The organism is Paenibacillus sp. IITD108, from assembly GCF_036541265.1.
Classification (GTDB): domain Bacteria; phylum Bacillota; class Bacilli; order Paenibacillales; family Paenibacillaceae; genus Pristimantibacillus.
This window is the reverse complement of the sequence record NZ_JAZHCT010000041.1, coordinates 28,352-44,679: the sequence shown is the minus strand read 5'-3', so window position 1 is coordinate 44,679 and position 16,328 is coordinate 28,352. Positions and strand designations below refer to the sequence as shown.

Annotated in this window: 16 protein-coding genes and 6 tRNA genes; 21 read left to right on the top strand and 1 reads right to left on the bottom strand. The window is 46.5% G+C overall.

Annotation, left to right across the window (positions count from 1 at the left end; all coding sequences use genetic code 11):
* The first annotated feature begins 141 nt into the window (after positions 1 to 141).
* The 6 genes from V1L65_RS25025 to V1L65_RS25000 all read left to right on the top strand — a co-directional run bounded on the left by V1L65_RS25025 (position 142) and on the right by V1L65_RS25000 (position 706).
* Positions 142 to 218: transfer RNA gene (locus V1L65_RS25025), tRNA-Met, on the top strand.
* 24 nt (positions 219 to 242) lie between these two features.
* Positions 243 to 318 (top strand) — tRNA-Val (locus V1L65_RS25020).
* 9 nt (positions 319 to 327) lie between these two features.
* A tRNA-Asp gene (locus tag V1L65_RS25015) sits at positions 328 to 404 on the top strand.
* A gap of 14 nt (positions 405 to 418) precedes the next feature.
* Positions 419 to 494 (top strand) — tRNA-Phe (locus V1L65_RS25010).
* Between the two features lie 37 nt (positions 495 to 531).
* Positions 532 to 615 (top strand) — tRNA-Tyr (locus V1L65_RS25005).
* A gap of 15 nt (positions 616 to 630) precedes the next feature.
* A tRNA-Lys gene (locus tag V1L65_RS25000) sits at positions 631 to 706 on the top strand.
* A 359-nt stretch (positions 707 to 1,065) separates the two neighbouring features.
* On the opposite strand, the gene ssuE is transcribed toward V1L65_RS25000, so the two are convergent.
* The gene (ssuE, locus tag V1L65_RS24995) at positions 1,066 to 1,629 is read right to left on the bottom strand and encodes an NADPH-dependent FMN reductase (RefSeq protein ID WP_331702003.1); all 564 of its coding nucleotides are present in this window, start codon (positions 1,627 to 1,629) and stop codon (positions 1,066 to 1,068) included.
* Positions 1,630 to 2,101: 472 nt separating this feature from the next.
* Between ssuE and V1L65_RS24990 the strand changes: the two genes are divergently transcribed.
* From V1L65_RS24990 to V1L65_RS24920, 15 genes are all read left to right on the top strand, one after another.
* Complete coding sequence (locus V1L65_RS24990) at positions 2,102 to 3,049, top strand: glycosyltransferase family 4 protein (protein ID WP_331702002.1); 948 nt, start codon at positions 2,102 to 2,104, stop codon at positions 3,047 to 3,049.
* 72 nt (positions 3,050 to 3,121) lie between these two features.
* A complete protein-coding gene (locus V1L65_RS24985; protein WP_331702001.1) occupies positions 3,122 to 4,270 on the top strand; it encodes a PucR family transcriptional regulator in 1,149 nt (382 codons plus the stop codon).
* Positions 4,271 to 4,356: 86 nt separating this feature from the next.
* Positions 4,357 to 5,478, top strand: a complete 1,122-nt coding sequence (locus V1L65_RS24980; protein ID WP_331702000.1) for an ABC transporter ATP-binding protein — start codon at positions 4,357 to 4,359, stop codon at positions 5,476 to 5,478.
* A gap of 171 nt (positions 5,479 to 5,649) precedes the next feature.
* Positions 5,650 to 6,591, top strand: coding sequence for an HPr(Ser) kinase/phosphatase (hprK, locus tag V1L65_RS24975; RefSeq protein ID WP_331701999.1), 942 nt, complete (start codon positions 5,650 to 5,652; stop codon positions 6,589 to 6,591).
* Positions 6,592 to 6,665: 74 nt separating this feature from the next.
* Positions 6,666 to 7,640, top strand: a complete 975-nt coding sequence (gene lgt / locus V1L65_RS24970) for a prolipoprotein diacylglyceryl transferase (protein WP_331701998.1) — start codon at positions 6,666 to 6,668, stop codon at positions 7,638 to 7,640.
* Positions 7,641 to 7,643: 3 nt separating this feature from the next.
* Positions 7,644 to 8,291: a pyrophosphatase PpaX gene (gene ppaX / locus V1L65_RS24965; RefSeq protein ID WP_331701997.1), complete on the top strand. Its 648-nt coding sequence runs from the start codon at positions 7,644 to 7,646 to the stop codon at positions 8,289 to 8,291.
* A 7-nt stretch (positions 8,292 to 8,298) separates the two neighbouring features.
* Positions 8,299 to 8,796 (top strand): acyltransferase, encoded by a 498-nt coding sequence (locus V1L65_RS24960; protein WP_331701996.1) that lies wholly within the window; start codon positions 8,299 to 8,301, stop codon positions 8,794 to 8,796.
* 248 nt (positions 8,797 to 9,044) lie between these two features.
* Positions 9,045 to 10,262, top strand: coding sequence for an ATP phosphoribosyltransferase regulatory subunit (locus tag V1L65_RS24955; protein WP_331701995.1), 1,218 nt, complete (start codon positions 9,045 to 9,047; stop codon positions 10,260 to 10,262).
* 1 nt (position 10,263) lies between these two features.
* Positions 10,264 to 10,908 (top strand): ATP phosphoribosyltransferase, encoded by a 645-nt coding sequence (hisG, locus tag V1L65_RS24950; protein WP_331701994.1) that lies wholly within the window; start codon positions 10,264 to 10,266, stop codon positions 10,906 to 10,908.
* Between the two features lie 32 nt (positions 10,909 to 10,940).
* The gene (hisD, locus tag V1L65_RS24945) at positions 10,941 to 12,230 is read left to right on the top strand and encodes a histidinol dehydrogenase (protein WP_331701993.1); all 1,290 of its coding nucleotides are present in this window, start codon (positions 10,941 to 10,943) and stop codon (positions 12,228 to 12,230) included.
* 258 nt (positions 12,231 to 12,488) lie between these two features.
* On the top strand, positions 12,489 to 13,088 hold the full coding sequence (gene hisB / locus V1L65_RS24940) for an imidazoleglycerol-phosphate dehydratase HisB (RefSeq protein ID WP_331701992.1): 600 nt from the start codon (positions 12,489 to 12,491) through the stop codon (positions 13,086 to 13,088).
* 1 nt (position 13,089) lies between these two features.
* Positions 13,090 to 13,701 carry an imidazole glycerol phosphate synthase subunit HisH gene (hisH, locus tag V1L65_RS24935; RefSeq protein ID WP_331701991.1) on the top strand — a complete coding sequence of 204 codons (612 nt, stop codon included), beginning with the start codon at positions 13,090 to 13,092 and terminating at the stop codon, positions 13,699 to 13,701.
* A 25-nt stretch (positions 13,702 to 13,726) separates the two neighbouring features.
* Positions 13,727 to 14,485, top strand: coding sequence for an imidazole glycerol phosphate synthase subunit HisF (hisF, locus tag V1L65_RS24930; protein ID WP_331701990.1), 759 nt, complete (start codon positions 13,727 to 13,729; stop codon positions 14,483 to 14,485).
* Positions 14,485 to 15,156 (top strand): bifunctional phosphoribosyl-AMP cyclohydrolase/phosphoribosyl-ATP diphosphatase HisIE, encoded by a 672-nt coding sequence (gene hisIE / locus V1L65_RS24925; protein WP_331701989.1) that lies wholly within the window; start codon positions 14,485 to 14,487, stop codon positions 15,154 to 15,156. The genes hisF and hisIE overlap by 1 nt, the downstream gene beginning before the upstream one ends.
* Positions 15,157 to 15,272: 116 nt before the next feature.
* Complete coding sequence (locus tag V1L65_RS24920; RefSeq protein ID WP_331701988.1) at positions 15,273 to 16,223, top strand: ribose-phosphate diphosphokinase; 951 nt, start codon at positions 15,273 to 15,275, stop codon at positions 16,221 to 16,223.
* The last annotated feature ends 105 nt before the right edge of the window (positions 16,224 to 16,328 follow it).

Here is a 16,328-nt window from a genome sequence, read left to right as displayed (position 1 = left end):
CAGGGCTCAAGCTTTATTGCTTCAACGGACAAGCTTTGTTGACGCAATGAGATTGTGTGCAGGCATTTGGCGATGCCGCTACCTGATCTACTAGCATGTCACCGATCATGCTGGAGATATACATAATCGGTGTTATAGTTTGGCGGTGTAGCTCAGCTGGCTAGAGCGTACGGTTCATACCCGTGAGGTCGGGGGTTCGATCCCCTCCGCCGCTACCAATTTAATGTTTTCTTTATTTAGATGGAGGCTTAGCTCAGCTGGGAGAGCATCTGCCTTACAAGCAGAGGGTCAGCGGTTCGATCCCGTTAGCCTCCACCATCTAGATCTGGAGCTGTGGTGTAGAGGCCTAACATGCCTGCCTGTCACGCAGGAGACCGCGGGTTCGAATCCCGTCAGCTCCGCCATTTATATAAAGTAAGGCTCGGTAGCTCAGTCGGTAGAGCAGAGGACTGAAAATCCTCGTGTCGGCGGTTCGATTCCGTCCCGAGCCACCACTTTATTTTTTTCTGTTTCGACAGAGAAGCTTTACATGGAGGGCTAGCGAAGTGGCCAAACGCGGGAGACTGTAAATCTCTTCCTTCGGGTTCGGTGGTTCGAATCCATCGCCCTCCACCATTAACTCATTATTATGAGCCATTAGCTCAGTTGGTAGAGCACCTGACTTTTAATCAGGGAGTCGAAGGTTCGAGTCCTTCATGGCTCACCAGTTTTACTGGTTAACTTAAAAATGCAGGGAAGGGGAAACCCTTCTTTTTTTGTGTTTACTTTTTGAAGGATCTATGCGACATGGTCACACGTTCCGTTATTGGACTTAAAATCGCAGATTTTTCAATTTCGCGGTCACATATTCCGCTATTCGGCTCTAAGCGGCACTTATTATGCCATTAGCGGATCAATAACGGAACGACTGTCACTTTACCGCCTCAAAAAGGCGATTTCCCGCATAATAGCGGAATGTCTGACCGCTAAGCAGCCCAGCTGCCATATAAAAAAGGAGCAAGCATGACCTATGCAATAGGTTTCGCTTGCTTCTTTTCTATAGCAGTTATTGGAATTAGAAAGCTATTATCCTTGAAAAAATTGCTTGCGCAGCTTCAACTCTTGAATAAGCTCTTGTACAGCAGCAGATAGCCGTTCCTTCAAATCATCATGAATATCAAATTTCGTATCGCTTGTGCCGTCTTGAATTCTAGTAATTTGCGAGTCAGTGGCGTAAACGCTGTTGACGTAATGCTTGGCGCCCATCGTGGACAGCACCGGTTTAAGGGAGTAGTCAATAGATAACAGATGCGCCAGCGATCCGCCAATGAATAATGGAGCAATCAGCTTGCCCTCAAAGCCTTTTTGCGGCAGCAAATCGATATAAGACTTGAGCACGCCTGTGTAGGATGCTTTATAAACAGGGCTTGCAATAATTACAGCATTTGCTTCCTCCACCAGTTTATTCGCCTCAACAATAGCAGGGCTGCCAAATCTGGAGTGAACCAGATCCTCTGCCGGCAGCGAAACAACCGTAATTGTTTTTGTTGAGAAGCCGTTGTCCTCAAGCTGCTTATTTACAAAATCAATCATACCATTAAGCCGGGATGTTGCGTTGGGACTTCCAGATATAACAACTATTTCTGACATCTTCATATCTCCTTAATATTGTCTTTAACTTCATAGAAGTAGGAAGCAAGCAAGATATAGCGATCTGCAGCAAGCTGCAACAATAATAGTAGCAATCAACATTAGGCCTGATCACAATCAAACTCAAATAAAATATCGTAAGTATCCTGCCTCTTGTTTTGTAGCGTACCATGAAAAAAGTAGACGGTCAAACAAACTTTTTCAATATATGTATATAAAATGTTGAGTTGAGCTAAGCGGCTTGCTGCAGACAATATTTTTACTAAAATCATTCATGTTATTCCCCAGGTTGGGTCATATTAAGGAAGGAATCTGTATAAGCTTCCAAAAGTTTGAGGCTAATGCCAGACTTCTGAAAATTCAAGCTGTATGTCATAGCAGAAATGTGCGATTTACCATTCTCCAAAACTGCACGGGCAGTGAGTGAACGGCATCAATTAATATGATATTGAGCGGATAGGGAGGATCAGTCGTGATATATGTAGCAGCTGCACTTATCAGTTTTCTGCTTGTCTTTTTTGCCGTGCCGCCTTTACGGCGGTTTGCACTGAAGGTTGGATTCGTCGATCGGCCTAATAAAAGAAAAATTCACCATCAGCCAATTCCATTAATGGGCGGAGCCGCAATATATGGAGGCTGTGTAATAGCATTATTAGTTGTAAATGGCATTACTCCTTTGAGCCTGTCCGTTATATTGGGCGGCGGCATTTTAACGATTGTTGGATTATGTGATGATGCTTGGAAAGCGCAGGGCAAGGATTTTCCGGTATGGCCGAGAGTTATTTTATATTTGGGGGCTGCCTCCATACCATCGCTGTACAATATTATGATTACAGGGATTACATCTCCTCTCAATAATCAATACTATATTTTTTCCCCGTGGCTTGCTTGGCTGATGACTACAATATGGATATTCGCGCTTATAAATATGCTCAACTTTATGGATGGCATTGATGGGCTGGCCTCCGGCGTCAGCATCGTGTCCTCGCTTACGCTTTTTATTGCCGCAGTTATCCAAGGCCAACTAGAAACAGCCGTGCTGGCTATTATAGCCGTTGGGGCATCAGTCGGATTTTTGCTGCATAACTTTTATCCGGCGCGGATTTTTATGGGGGATGCGGGAGCTACCTTCCTTGGTTACCTGTTAGCCGTTATTGCTGTTCACGGGACCTCTAAACGAGCTACCGCCATATCCTTGCTTATACCGCTTCTCGCGCTAGGTTTGCCAATTGCAGATACGTTATATGTAATGACCAGAAGGCTTTTATCCGGCAAAGCTCTGCATCAGGCAGATAATATGCATACGCATCACTTTTTGCTTCGATGGGGCTTAACCCAGGTCCAAGCAGTTTCCTTTTTGTATCTAATAGCTGCCATATTTGCTTTGTTTTCTATTATCCTTTTGCTTGTAACAGGCTGAATTAGCGGCGTTATTGTGGTACAATGCAATGACAAACACAACGCTATTTAGTATGGAGAGTGGAGATCGAACATGAGCAAGACGGAATGGATAAATGCTTTACAGACGATATTGAACTGTTCGATACAAGTTAGTTCCTGCTCGCTCGAACAGTGGCAGAATGTTCAAGCACAGTCAGATAGGACGAGCAACAAGGCTTTGACAACCGGCAAGCCCGAAGCTGGAGATTACGCTGAATATGAAAATAGCGCTCGTTTTGTAGTCGCTGCTCACGATGAGCAGTTGGATTTGATAGTAATACCACGTGCAGATCTAAGCGCAACCGAGAAAGAGCTAATCAGCTGCCTTATACAGCAGGCATGTGCTGAGCAGTCTTTGAACAGCAACGAGCATTTATCGGAAACTGAAAGAGCTGCAATGCAAATAAGTGAATGGCTGCTTAAGCAGCTGGCCTCAGCGGAGCCAGCGCATTCGCTGCCTGATCATCTCGTTATGGGGAGCCGGATGTACGCGGAGATGATTCCGCTTCTGCTTGTAATGGAGCAATCTAACACTTCTAATGAGCTTCAAGCTACATATATGGATCTCGATAAGCTGCTTCGCTCTTTTCTTGCGGACGACATCTTGCTCATTCCGCTCAAAAACAAAGAGTGGCTTATATGGGGACCTGTATCACTGCTGCGCGATGAAGAGGACGCCTATGACAGCGATCAGGAGGAGTCCTTGGAGGAAAGCCTGGCATCAATCGCACATGGCCTCAATGAAATGCTGGTCAGCGAGTGGCTCGAGGATTGCCATCTGGCAGTAGCTCCGCCAATTTCGCCGGCCAACAGCATGGTTGAGACGGTTTTGCTTTTACGCGAGACTATTAATTTGGGCCGCAAGTTTCACGTCGGCACCTCCATTCATTTGCCATGGATGCTGCAATTGGAAAGGATCGTCAATGCGATTCCTGAAGCGCAGCGCGCCAAATATTTGGAGCAATCGTTAAAAAAAGGCGACCTATTCCTTGAGGCTGAAATGCTTGCTACACTGGAAGCATTTTTTATGCTTGATTGCAATGTCAGCGAAACTGCAAAAAGATTATATATTCATAGAAATACGTTATTATACCGTCTGGATAAGCTGAAACAAGAAACGGGACTTGATGTACGACTGTTCCGCGATGCTGTTTTAGTTAAAATAATTTTGCTTTTGTACAAAGTTACGAAAAGAAATTAGATTTTTTGTAAAGTATGTGCATAGTCATTGGCCCTGCTGTGGGATAAGATAGAAGCATATCGAAATTCTTTTTAGGGGGAAATAAAATGGCAGGCGTACGTTTAGAAGGAATTTACAAAAAATACCCAGGTTCAGACAAAGCATCAGTAACAGATGTTAACTTAGATATTAAGGACAAAGAGTTTCTAGTATTGGTAGGACCGTCTGGCTGCGGTAAATCGACTACTCTTCGTATGATTGCAGGCTTGGAAGAAATTTCGGAAGGTAAATTGTTCATCGGCGACCGTCTAGTTAATGACGTAGCTCCTAAAGACCGCGACATCGCGATGGTTTTCCAATCTTACGCTTTGTATCCGCATATGAACGTTTACCAAAACATGGCGTTCGGACTTAAACTTCGTAAATTCAAAAAAGCAGACATCGACAAGCGTGTTCGTGAAGCTGCTAAAATTCTAGATATCGAGCATTTGCTTGACCGTAAGCCTAAGGCTTTGTCCGGTGGTCAGCGTCAGCGTGTTGCTCTAGGCCGTGCGATCGTTCGTGAGCCGCAAGTATTCTTGATGGATGAGCCGCTTTCCAACTTGGATGCCAAGCTTCGTGGACAGATGCGCGCAGAAATCAGCAAATTGACTAAGCGTTTGGAAACTACAACGATCTATGTAACGCATGACCAAATCGAGGCTATGACAATGGGTGACCGTATCGTTGTTATGAAAGACGGTTTCATTCAACAAACAGCTTCTCCAGAGGAGCTATACAATCACCCGCTTAATATGTTCGTTGCTGGCTTTATCGGTGCTCCTTCCATGAACTTCATCAAAGGTACTTTGTCTGAAGCGGGCGGAACAGTTCACTTCAAAACAACTGGCGTAGACGTAGTTGTTCCTGAAGGCCGCGCAGCTACATTGCGTTCCAAAGGCTACATCGGCAAAGAAGTTGTTCTTGGCATTCGTCCAGAAGACTTGCATGAAGAGCCAGTATTCCTAGAGGCTTCTCCTAACACTATCGTTAATGCTAACGTAGAGGTTGCTGAGAACCTTGGTCACGAAATGTACCTATACCTAAACGGTATCGGCAGTGATTCTGTAATTGCACGCGTAGACGGCCGTTCCACTATCCGTGATGGCGCTAGCGTAAAACTTGCACTTGATATGAACAAATCTCATTTGTTCGATGTTGAGTCCGAGCTTAACATTTTTGAGAACTAATACTTGCCATTATCCTATAAGGAAGAGCCGCTGAACGTTTCAGCGGTTCTTTTTTGCTTTCATCGCTCCAAACGTTGCGTTCGGAGCTTTTTTCCTTTACGATGAATACACTGGATAATTTTGAAATGAGTAGCATGTAGCAAGGTTAGCGACATGAAGGAGGCCCACGCAGTGTCTAGAAAAAAAGTAAAGGTTTCAGAGCTTGCCAAGCATTTCCACCTAGAAATATTGGCTGGCGAAGAAGGTATGAAGCGTGCTATTACGGTAGATGATTTATACCGGCCGGGATTAGAGCTTGCAGGCTACTTCCATTACCATCCGAGCGAGCGGGTACAATTGCTTGGAAGAACGGAAGTATCCTTTTTGAATATGCTTGATAGCGAAGAGCGAATGAACCGGATGGTTCGATTATGTCATGAGGATACCCCATGTATTATTTTGACACGAAATTTAGAGCCGCCCGAAGAACTGATCAGACAAGCTAATGAGACGAATACCCCTGTACTGCGCAGCGGGATTGCCACGACTATACTGTCCAGCCGCATTACAGGCTTTTTGGAGCATAAGCTAGCTCCGACTGCCACAATACACGGCGTACTGATTGATGTATACGGTATAGGCATACTGATTACAGGCGGAAGCGGTATCGGCAAGAGCGAGACGGCGCTGGAACTTGTCAAGCGCGGCCATCGGCTGATCGCTGATGATGCGGTTGAGATTAGACAAACATCCGATGGGCATTTACATGGAACCGCACCGGAATTAATCCGTCATTTGCTGGAGATTAGAGGACTCGGCATCATCAATGTGATGACATTGTTTGGAGCAGGAGCAGTTCGCACGAATAAAAGAATAGGGCTGGTTATCAAGCTGGAAAATTGGCAGCCGGAGAAGCAATACGATCGGCTTGGACTTGATGAAGAGAAGACAAAAATTATCGATACCGACATTCCGCTAGTAACAGTGCCTGTTAGACCAGGCCGAAACTTGGCTGTTATTATTGAAGTGGGCGCGATGAACTACCGATTGAAGCGCATGGGATATAATGCAGCGCTGCAATTTACGAATAAGCTGACTGAAACAATTGCAGATGATATGGATGATTATGATTGATCCTTTTGAAGTCAGGTAACGATTAGAAAGCAGTATTTCTAGTTACAATAAAATACAAGGGGAAGATTGCTAAGATGCATACATTAGCTATTGATTCGATAGCATTCCACATCGGCACGCTGCCAGTGCGATGGTATGGAATTATTCTTGGAACAGCCGCTTTGGTCGGCTTGCTGCTAGCTGTGCAGGAAGGTAAACGCTTTGGAATCAAACCGGATTTCTTTATGGATCTGCTGCTGTTCGGAGCGCCGTCTGCCATAATTGCAGCACGGATCTACTATGTCGCTTTCAAATGGGAAGATTACAAGGGGAATTTCTGGGACATATTTAAAATTTGGCAGGGCGGCATAGCCATTTATGGAGCCATTATCGGCGCATTTATTTGCGGAATTATTTATTCCCGCTATAAAGGCTACAGCTTTTGGCGCATAGTAGACATCTGTGTGCCGTCGTTGCTGGCAGGACAGATGATAGGACGCTGGGGCAACTTTATGAACCAGGAAGCATACGGAAGTCCAGTAAGTGAAGAGTTTTTGCGCAATACGCTACATATTCCATCCTTTATTGTGGATCAAATGTTTATTGTGGATGATGCGATTCAAGCTGGCGCTTTCCGCCATCCGGCATTTTTGTATGAGTCACTGTGGAGTTTAGTAGGGCTCGTTATTCTGTTCATACTTCGCCGCAGATCATTTTTACGCACTGGCGAGCTGATGGCAACTTATTTTATTTGGTATTCAATTGGCCGCTTCTTTATCGAAGCGCTTCGCATCGACAGCTTGGCCTTTATGGGGCCGAAATGGCTGGCATCGTTTATGGATGCGCTATGGTCGCCAATGCTTTTAGTATTCGAGGGACAGGGGTACTTGGATCCTGCGTATGGAAATATAAGAATATCCCAGCTGCTTGCTTTGCTGCTGATTATTGCTGCGATCATATTTATTATTGTCCGCCGTGTGAAAGGCTGGGCAAATACTTACTATAATGATCCGATCGTAACGACTAAACCGGAAAGAAACGGAGAGGCTGTGCAAGCTGGTAAGGAGTAAATAATGTCTGAAATAAAAACAGTATTGTTTGATCTTGATGGAACGATATTAGACACGAACGAGCTTATTATTACTTCCTTTCTCGAAGCGCTGCAGGGTGTAGTGCCTGAAGGCTTTGGCAGAGAGCATATTATCCCAAGCATGGGTGAGCCGCTGACCGAGCAGATGAAAAAGTTTTCGGGCTATGAGGATGTAACAGAGCTGGTAGCAGCTTATCGCGAAGTGAATTTACGGCTTCACGATGAATACGTCACTTTATTCAACAATGTGCAAGAGGTTATCAAGCGCATGCATGAGCAGGGCATCCAAATTGGCATAGTGACAACCAAGATGAGGTATACGACTGAGCGGGGACTTGCTTTTACTGGCCTTGCTGATTACGTCGACGCCGTAGTGACGATAGACGATGTGAAGCATCCTAAACCACATCCTGAGCCTGTAGCCAGGGCGATAGAGCTTCTGAATGCCGATGCCTCCTCAACACTCATGGTAGGCGACAGTGTAGTGGATATACAGTCGGCCAATGCGGCGGGCGCTATTTCGGTAGGTGTATCGTGGTCGCTTAAAGGAGCTCGCATCCTGCATGCTGCAGGAGCTGCGCATGTCATTGACGATATGCGTGATCTATATGCACTAGTCGGAATGGAGTGAGCAGCTCTTGCGGGATGTAGAACGCTTTCCGGTAGAAGGTCCGAACTCGTTGTGGCAGGTATATTCCACGGTGAGCCGCATCAAAGCGATATGGAATTTTATATGGATACAGCTGGCCCGATATTGCCCGTTTCTTTCTTGGAAAAATTGGATTTATCGCAATCTGCTGAGGATGAAAGTTGGGAAGCATACGGCCTTTGCGCTAATGGTTATGGTAGATGTTTTTTTTCCGGAGCGCATTTCGGTTGGAGACAACACCATAATCGGCTATAATACAACGATACTTACACATGAATATTTAATTAAAGAATACAGGCTGGGCTATGTGCGTATAGGCTCCAATGTGATGATAGGAGCAAATACGACGATCTTGCCAGGTGTTACGATCGGTGATCATGCGGTTATTGCAGCCGGCTCTGTCGTTCATAAGGATGTTCCGGCAGGCGCTTTTGTAGGAGGCAACCCTATAAGGACCATCGAGCGCAACAATAAGCAGCAAGGATGATCGAAGAATACCTATCTTGTAAGGACTAGTACGGAGATGACCTCGCCTTCCTCATGCAGGATGGATGGCGGGGTCATTTTTATATGCGCTCAAATCACCCCGCAACCCAACGCCAAACCTTGGATATGCCGTCTGCTGCAAGTTGACGGAGCAAGCTGTTTCATGATAGTATTACAAATATCTTTATTTTGCTAATATATTAACAAGTTAATGCTTTAACACATTAAAGTAATAGTAGGTGAAAATAGATGAGTAAGCCAAAAATGTTTGAAAAGCCGCTTGGGCTGACAGATTATCTTCCTAATGCGGTACAAAAGCTGCGCTATATCGAATCGAGAGTGCTGGCCTGCATGCAGGGCTGGGGCTATGAGCAGATCATTACGCCGTCTATGGAGTACTATGATACGGTCGGAACAGCGAGCACAACGTCTGACCAGAAGCTGTTCAAGCTGCTTAACAATCGCGGGACTACAATGGTGCTGCGTTCCGATATGACGGGACCGATAGCGCGGGTAGTCTCTTCTTTGCTGAAAGAAACAAAATTCCCGATTCGCTTGTCCTATCATGCTAATGTATTCCGTTCGATTGAAGAGGAAGCGGGCCGCGAGGCAGAATTTTTTCAAACAGGGGTGGAGCTGGTAGGAGATTCTTCGGCAGAAGCAGATGCTGAGGTTGTTGCGCTGGCTATCGCTTCTCTAAAGGCAGCAGGTATTGAACGCTTCAAAATTGCGATCGGCCATGTCGGCTTTATGAACAGTTTATTCGCAGCATCGCTGCCAGGTCGCGTAGAGGCGCAGGAATCGCTGAAGAGCAGCTTGCTGAGCCGCGATTATGTCGGCTATAGAGAGCAGCTGCGCCAGCTGGAGCTGGATGAGCAGCTGCAAGAAGAGCTTGAAGGAATATTGCGTTTGCGCGGCGGACAAGAAATTTGCGACCAAGCGTTGCAAATCAGCAAGGATGAGACAGCCAGAACTGCTATTGTCCATCTTTGCGATATTTGGGATGCGTTGCAGGCATACGGCGTATGCGAGCATGTACTTATTGATTTGACGATGATTGGAGATTTTACTTACTACACAGGAATGACCTTCGAGGGCTATGCTGCCGATCTAGGCTTCCCGGTTGTAAGCGGCGGGCGTTATGACAATTTGCTGACACAATTTGGACGTCCGGCAGCAGCGACCGGCTTTGCCCTTAAAACGACGAGATTAATTGAGCTGCTGGGCTCGGAGGCAGAGCAAGAGGTGCAGCGCACATTAATCGTGTATGATCAGCATGGACGCGATGAGGCGATACGCAAAGCACAGCAGCTGCGCAGCAGCGGCTCGACAGTAGTCACGGAGCGGGTACAGGCTGTTGATCATGAGCTGCTGGCACAAAGCAAGCATGGAAAACCTGTCCGGTATAAAGGCATGGACTTTGCTTCAGTGCTAGTATTTGCCGACGCAGAAGAAGGAGGCCGCTAGCATGTCGAATGGCGAAAAGGAAATATTGAAGGTTGCAATGCCCAAAGGGCGTATATATAAACAAGCGTCTAAGCTTTTCCGCGAAGCGGGCATTCCGATTCCAACGGATTATGATGATACGCGCAAGCTGATTATAGAGCTTCCGGATGCAAATATGGAATTTATTATGGCGAAGCCGGTGGACGTGCCGACGTATGTGGAGTATGGCGCAGCAGATATAGGGATTGTCGGCAAGGATGTCCTCATGGAGGAGAAAAAGGATGTCTATGAGCTGCTGGATCTGGAAATAGCCAAATGCCGCATGTCCGTTATCGGACTTCCCGACTGGAAGCCAACGATGAATCCGCGCGTTGCTACAAAGTATCCTAACGTAGCCTCTGCATATTTCCGCGAGCAGGGCCAGCAGGTTGAAGTCATTAAGCTTAATGGCTCCATCGAGCTAGCTCCTTTGATCGGGCTGGCAGACCGCATCGTGGATATGGTTGAAACAGGGCAGACGCTGCGCGAGAATGGGCTCATCGAAATGGAAGCTATATTTGGCATTACGAGCAGGCTTATAGCCAATCGTGTGAGCTACCGTTTGAAAAATGACAGCATTCAATCGCTTTGCGATCGTCTGCAAGAGACGCTTGCTGCTAAAAAATAAATAGTTTAAACCTGGAAAGGAGCGAGTGAACCATGCGTATTATGCGTCCCGATCAATTCGGATTAAAGCGGGAAGTGGAATACGGCAGCCCGGAGCAAAATGCGGCTGTCGCCCAGATCGTAACAGATATTAAGGAGCAGGGTGATGCAGCGCTGCTCGCCTACACAAACAAATTTGATGGCGTTCTGCTTGAAGCTGCTTCGCTTCGCGTAACTGCGGAAGAAATCAATGCGGCATATGAAAAGGTGGATGAGGATTTTTTGATCGCCATTCGTGAAGCAGCAGTCAATATCCGCAGTTTCCACCAGAAGCAGATGCGCAACTCGTGGATGGATATGGAGATGGATGGCACGATTCTAGGACAAATCATGCGCCCGTTAAAGCGCGTGGGCGTCTATGTGCCTGGCGGCAAAGCAGCATATCCGTCCTCTGTGCTTATGAATGTAATACCGGCGCAAGTTGCCGGCGTTCCAGAAATTGTAATGGTGACGCCTCCGTCAACAGGCGGAAAGCAAGGTATTGATCCGTATATTCTCGTTGCAGCTGCTGAGTCTGGCGTGAAAGAAATGTATCGCATTGGCGGGGCCCAGGCAATAGCTGCGTTAGCTTACGGTACAGAAACAATTGCCCCTGTCGATAAAATTTGCGGCCCAGGCAATATATATGTTGCATTGGCCAAGCGCTCTGTATATGGTGTAGTCGATATTGACAGTATCGCAGGCCCTAGCGAGATTGTCGTACTTGCTGACGACAGCGCTGATCCTGCCTATGTGGCAGCAGATTTGCTGTCGCAGGCTGAGCATGACGAGATGGCTTCCGCCATATTAGTGACACCTTCCCCTTCGTTGGCAGAGGCAGTAAAGGCTGAGGTTGCGAGCCAGCTGTCCGTATTGCCGCGCAAGTCTATCGCTCAAAGCTCCATTGACCAGTACGGCGCAATTCTTCTAGTACAATCTCTAGAAGAGGGCATTCAGGTAGTCAATAAGCTCGCGCCAGAGCATCTGGAGATTATGACAGATAATCCGATGAGCCTGCTTGGTTCTATTGAAAATGCGGGTGCGATCTTCTTGGGCGCCTACAGCTCCGAGCCAGTCGGTGATTACTTCGCAGGTCCTAATCATATTATCCCAACAAATGGCACGGCTAGATTTTCATCTCCAGTCAATGTGGATGATTTCTTGAAAAAGTCGAGTTTGATATACTATAGCAAGGAAGCACTTTTAGCAAGCGGCGAGAAAATTATGACGCTTGCCCGCCATGAAGGCTTAGAAGGGCATGCCCGCGCAGTTGAGATAAGATTGGAGAAGGAAAGAGGCAATTAGAACGAGAGAGAGTGTCGCCAAGTGGCAATTCTCAGGAAGCAATGAAAGGGCAAAGCGGAGAGCAGGATTGGAACTGAAGAAACGATAGTGGCCGCCTTTGTATTGCGGTTTTATCCATGAAATGTCTTAGGAAGTCGAAAAAACTGGAATACAACAGCGGTCGTAAGTCCAATTTTGCTCGCAGCTTTGTACCATTTTATTGCTAATAGATACTCTTCGAGAAACTTATATAATACGAGAAAAGGCAGGTCAACAAACATGACAGAATTGAAAACTCGTCAAGCATCCGTATCCAGAACAACAAGCGAGACGGATATCAAGCTTTCTTTTAATTTAGATGGTACTGGTGATACAAAGCTCGAAACAGATGTTCCTTTCATGAATCATATGTTGGATCTGTTTGCGAAGCATGGACAATTCGATCTGCATGTTGACGCCAATGGCGATGTGGATGTAGATGACCATCATACGGTAGAGGATATCGGCATTTGCCTGGGCCAGACGGTGCGTGAATCATTGGGAGATAAACGAGGCATTAAGCGTTATGCCAGCGTATTTGTGCCGATGGATGAGTCGTTGGCACAAGTTATTATCGATGTGAGCAATCGTCCGCATCTAGAAATTCGTGCTGAATTCCCAGCTGCAAATGTTGGAAGCTTTACGACTGAGCTTGTTCACGAGTTTTTGTGGAAATTTGCGCTTGAGGCCCGGGTGACGCTTCATGTTATCGTTCATTACGGCAAAAATACGCATCATATGATTGAAGCGGTATTCAAAGCGCTTGGGCGTGCTCTGGATGAGGCGACGAGTATTGATCCTAGGGTGCAGGGCGTGCCTTCAACGAAAGGTTTGTTGTAGGATGATCGCCATAATTGATTATGGCATGGGCAATTTGCAAAGTGTAAGCATGGCTGTTGAACGGCTTGGTTATGATGCAGTTGTTACTGCCGACATGAATGTCATTGCCGGCGCAAGCGGGGCGATATTGCCTGGCGTAGGCGCATTCGGAGACGCTATGCATAATTTGCAAAGCAGCGGCCTTGACCAGGCAGTAAAAAGCTATGCAGCCTCTGGAAAGCCGCTGCTGGGCATATGCCTAGGCATGCAGCTGTTATTTGGCGAGAGTGAGGAATATGGCACTCATCAAGGATTGAACTTATTGCCGGGCAAGGTTGTGCGGTTCAAAGGCGATTTCAAAGTTCCGCATATGGGCTGGAACCGATTGGCGCTGCTGGACTCCGCTTCGCCTCTTTTTGCAGATATGGCTGAGGAGCATGTATACTTTGTCCATTCCTTTCACGTGCTGCCAGAGACGGCCAGCGATTTGCTCGCAAAAACAGACTATTATGGCGATGTTACGGCAATTGTCGGCAGAAGCAATGTGTTCGGCATGCAGTTCCATCCCGAAAAAAGCGGCAAGCCGGGGATGCAGCTGCTTCACAATTTCTTAAAATTGACAGGCGACAAATAGAGAATGCATAAGGGAGAGATGATTGATGCTGGCGAAACGAATTATTCCATGTCTTGATGTGAAGGACGGCAGAGTCGTTAAGGGAGTCAACTTTGTTAATTTGCGCGATGCGGGCGACCCGGTCGAGCTGGCTGCGGCGTATGACAAGGAAGGCGCAGACGAGCTTGTATTTCTTGATATATCGGCAACAGTAGAAGGCCGCGCAACGATGCTGGAAGTAGTAAAGCGTACAGCAAGCGAGGTTTCGATCCCTTTTACAGTGGGCGGCGGTATTTCAACGGTAGAGGATATGAAGCGTCTGCTTCGTGCAGGTGCTGATAAGATTGGTATTAATTCGGCCGCTGTCAAAAATCCTTCATTGATTGAGGAAGGTGCGCGCACGTTCGGCTCACAGTGCATTGTCGTAGCCATTGATGCCAAGTTCAATGAGGAATGGCAGGATTGGGAAGTATATACGCATGGCGGCCGTCAGGGAACAGGCATGTCTGCCTTGAAATGGGCGCAGGAGGCAGAACGGCTTGGAGCAGGCGAGCTGCTGCTTACCAGCATGGATGCCGACGGGACGAAGGACGGCTTTGATGTGAAGCTTACGAGAGCTATTTCGGATACTGTAGGCATACCGGTTATTGCTTCGGGCGGAGCGGGGAAAATTGAGCATTTCTACGATGTGTTCGAGAACGGGCATGCGGATGCCGGCCTTGCTGCAACGATATTCCATTACAAGGAAATGACGATCGGCGAGGTTAAGGCTGATCTGCAAAAAAAAGGGATTGAGGTGCGCTAATGGCTGCTTGGATGAATGAGATCAAATGGGATGAGAACGGACTTGTTCCTGCAATCGTACAAGACGCCCAGAGCAAGGATATTCTTATGCTTGCCTATATGAATGAGGAGTCTTTGCACAAATCGGTGTCCACGGGCTCAACCTGGTTTTGGAGCCGTTCGCGCGGCGAGCTTTGGAATAAAGGGGCAACGAGCGGGCATACGCAGCAAATCGTATCGATGTCTTATGATTGCGATGGAGATACATTGCTTGTGACAGTAAAGCAGAAGGGGCCAGCGTGCCACACAGGAAGCTATAGCTGTTTTACAAACTCTATTGAGGTGGAAGGCTCTGAAGGACAATTTGAAGCGGCTGAGGGCAATGATCGCTTCGCGATGCTGGGCAAGGTAGAGAGCTCTATTGCTGCAAGATATGCTGAACGTCCGGAAGGCTCCTATACGTCCTATTTGTTTGACAAAGGCTTGGATAAGATTTTGAAGAAGGTTGGCGAAGAAGCTGCAGAGGTAATTATTGCCGCTAAAAACGATGATAATGACGAGCTTCGCTCCGAAGCAAGCGACCTGATTTTTCATTTGATGGTGCTGCTGCGCCAGCAAAACCTGCCGCTTGACGAGCTTATGAAAGAGTTATCGGCACGTTACGGGAAACCGACCACGAATAAGATGAGATAACACTGTCATATGATTGTCGAAAAATAATTATATTTGTTTTTTGAAAATTCGTAAATACGATGTATAATAGGACGAGTAGCTTGAAATTAATTGGTTGAAACGCTCAGGAGGGTATCATGTTAAGCGACAAGGTGCGTATATTTTCAGGATCGTCAAATCCGGTATTGGCTAAGAAAATAAGTGAGGAGCTTGGTCTTCCATTGGGAGCGATTAAGCTGTCTCGATTCAAGAGTGGCGAGATTTATGTTCACTATGAGGAAACTATTCGGAATTGTGATGTATTTCTTGTTCAGTCTTTTTCCCATCCGATTAACGAACATTTTGTCGAATTGCTAGTTATGATTGATGCAGCGAAGCGCGCTTCTGCCAGAACGGTCAATGTAATCATGCCTTACTATGGCTACGCCCGTCAGGAACGCAAAGCAGCTCCGCGCGAGCCGATTTCTGCGAAAATGCTGGCTGATGTTTTAACGACTGTCGGTGCGAATCGCGTAATGACGATCGACCTGCATGCACCTGCAATTCAAGGCTTTTTCAATATTCCGGTAGATCATTTGACTGCACTTGATCTTATAAGCGATTATTTGAAATCGAAAAATATAAAAAATCCGGTCGTTGTTTCACCGGATGCCGGCCGTGCTTCCACTGCTGAGAAGCTGGCTAACTATTTGGATACTTCTTTTGCAATTATGATTAAAAAACGTCCTGCGCACAATGAATCCTCCATTACACATGTTATCGGTGATGTTGAAGGTCAAACTCCAATTATTATTGAGGATATGATCGACACAGGATCTACTATTGTCAACGTTGTCCAAGGTCTTAAAGACCGCGGAGCAGAGGATGTATATGTATGCGCGACGCACCCTGTATTTTCGAATGCAGCTATTGAGCGTCTAGACCATCCTAGCATTAAGGAAGTTATTGTAACAGATACAATTTTGTTGCCACCGTCCGCTTCCGGACGCTTTAAAGTCTTGTCAGTAGCGCCTTTGCTGGCCGAAGCGACTCGCATTATTTTGGATGGAGGCTCCATTAGTACGTTGTTCAAAAACAGAGGCGTTTAATTTTAAAATATAAGAAGCAGCCAATGAACGATTTAGTCGCTTCGATATATAACGAATTTATGTGCGGGCAGCCATTAAGCTGTCCGCTTTCTCGATTTAATTAAG

What these genes read in the sequence shown, in the direction of transcription:
- ppaX (WP_331701997.1), top strand. Translation starts at nt 7,644, where the DNA reads ATGTCTGAAATAAAAACAGTATTGTTTGATCTTGATGGAACGATATTA.
- hisH (WP_331701991.1), top strand. Translation starts at nt 13,090, where the DNA reads ATGATCGCCATAATTGATTATGGCATGGGCAATTTGCAAAGTGTAAGC.
- V1L65_RS24985 (WP_331702001.1), top strand. Translation starts at nt 3,122, where the DNA reads ATGAGCAAGACGGAATGGATAAATGCTTTACAGACGATATTGAACTGT.
- hisD (WP_331701993.1), top strand. Translation starts at nt 10,941, where the DNA reads ATGCGTATTATGCGTCCCGATCAATTCGGATTAAAGCGGGAAGTGGAA.
- V1L65_RS24920 (WP_331701988.1), top strand. Translation starts at nt 15,273, where the DNA reads ATGTTAAGCGACAAGGTGCGTATATTTTCAGGATCGTCAAATCCGGTA.
- hisG (WP_331701994.1), top strand. Translation starts at nt 10,264, where the DNA reads ATGTCGAATGGCGAAAAGGAAATATTGAAGGTTGCAATGCCCAAAGGG.
- V1L65_RS24980 (WP_331702000.1), top strand. Translation starts at nt 4,357, where the DNA reads ATGGCAGGCGTACGTTTAGAAGGAATTTACAAAAAATACCCAGGTTCA.
- lgt (WP_331701998.1), top strand. Translation starts at nt 6,666, where the DNA reads ATGCATACATTAGCTATTGATTCGATAGCATTCCACATCGGCACGCTG.
- V1L65_RS24955 (WP_331701995.1), top strand. Translation starts at nt 9,045, where the DNA reads ATGAGTAAGCCAAAAATGTTTGAAAAGCCGCTTGGGCTGACAGATTAT.
- hisB (WP_331701992.1), top strand. Translation starts at nt 12,489, where the DNA reads ATGACAGAATTGAAAACTCGTCAAGCATCCGTATCCAGAACAACAAGC.
- ssuE (WP_331702003.1), bottom strand. Translation starts at nt 1,629, where the DNA reads ATGTCAGAAATAGTTGTTATATCTGGAAGTCCCAACGCAACATCCCGG.
- hisIE (WP_331701989.1), top strand. Translation starts at nt 14,485, where the DNA reads ATGGCTGCTTGGATGAATGAGATCAAATGGGATGAGAACGGACTTGTT.
- hisF (WP_331701990.1), top strand. Translation starts at nt 13,727, where the DNA reads ATGCTGGCGAAACGAATTATTCCATGTCTTGATGTGAAGGACGGCAGA.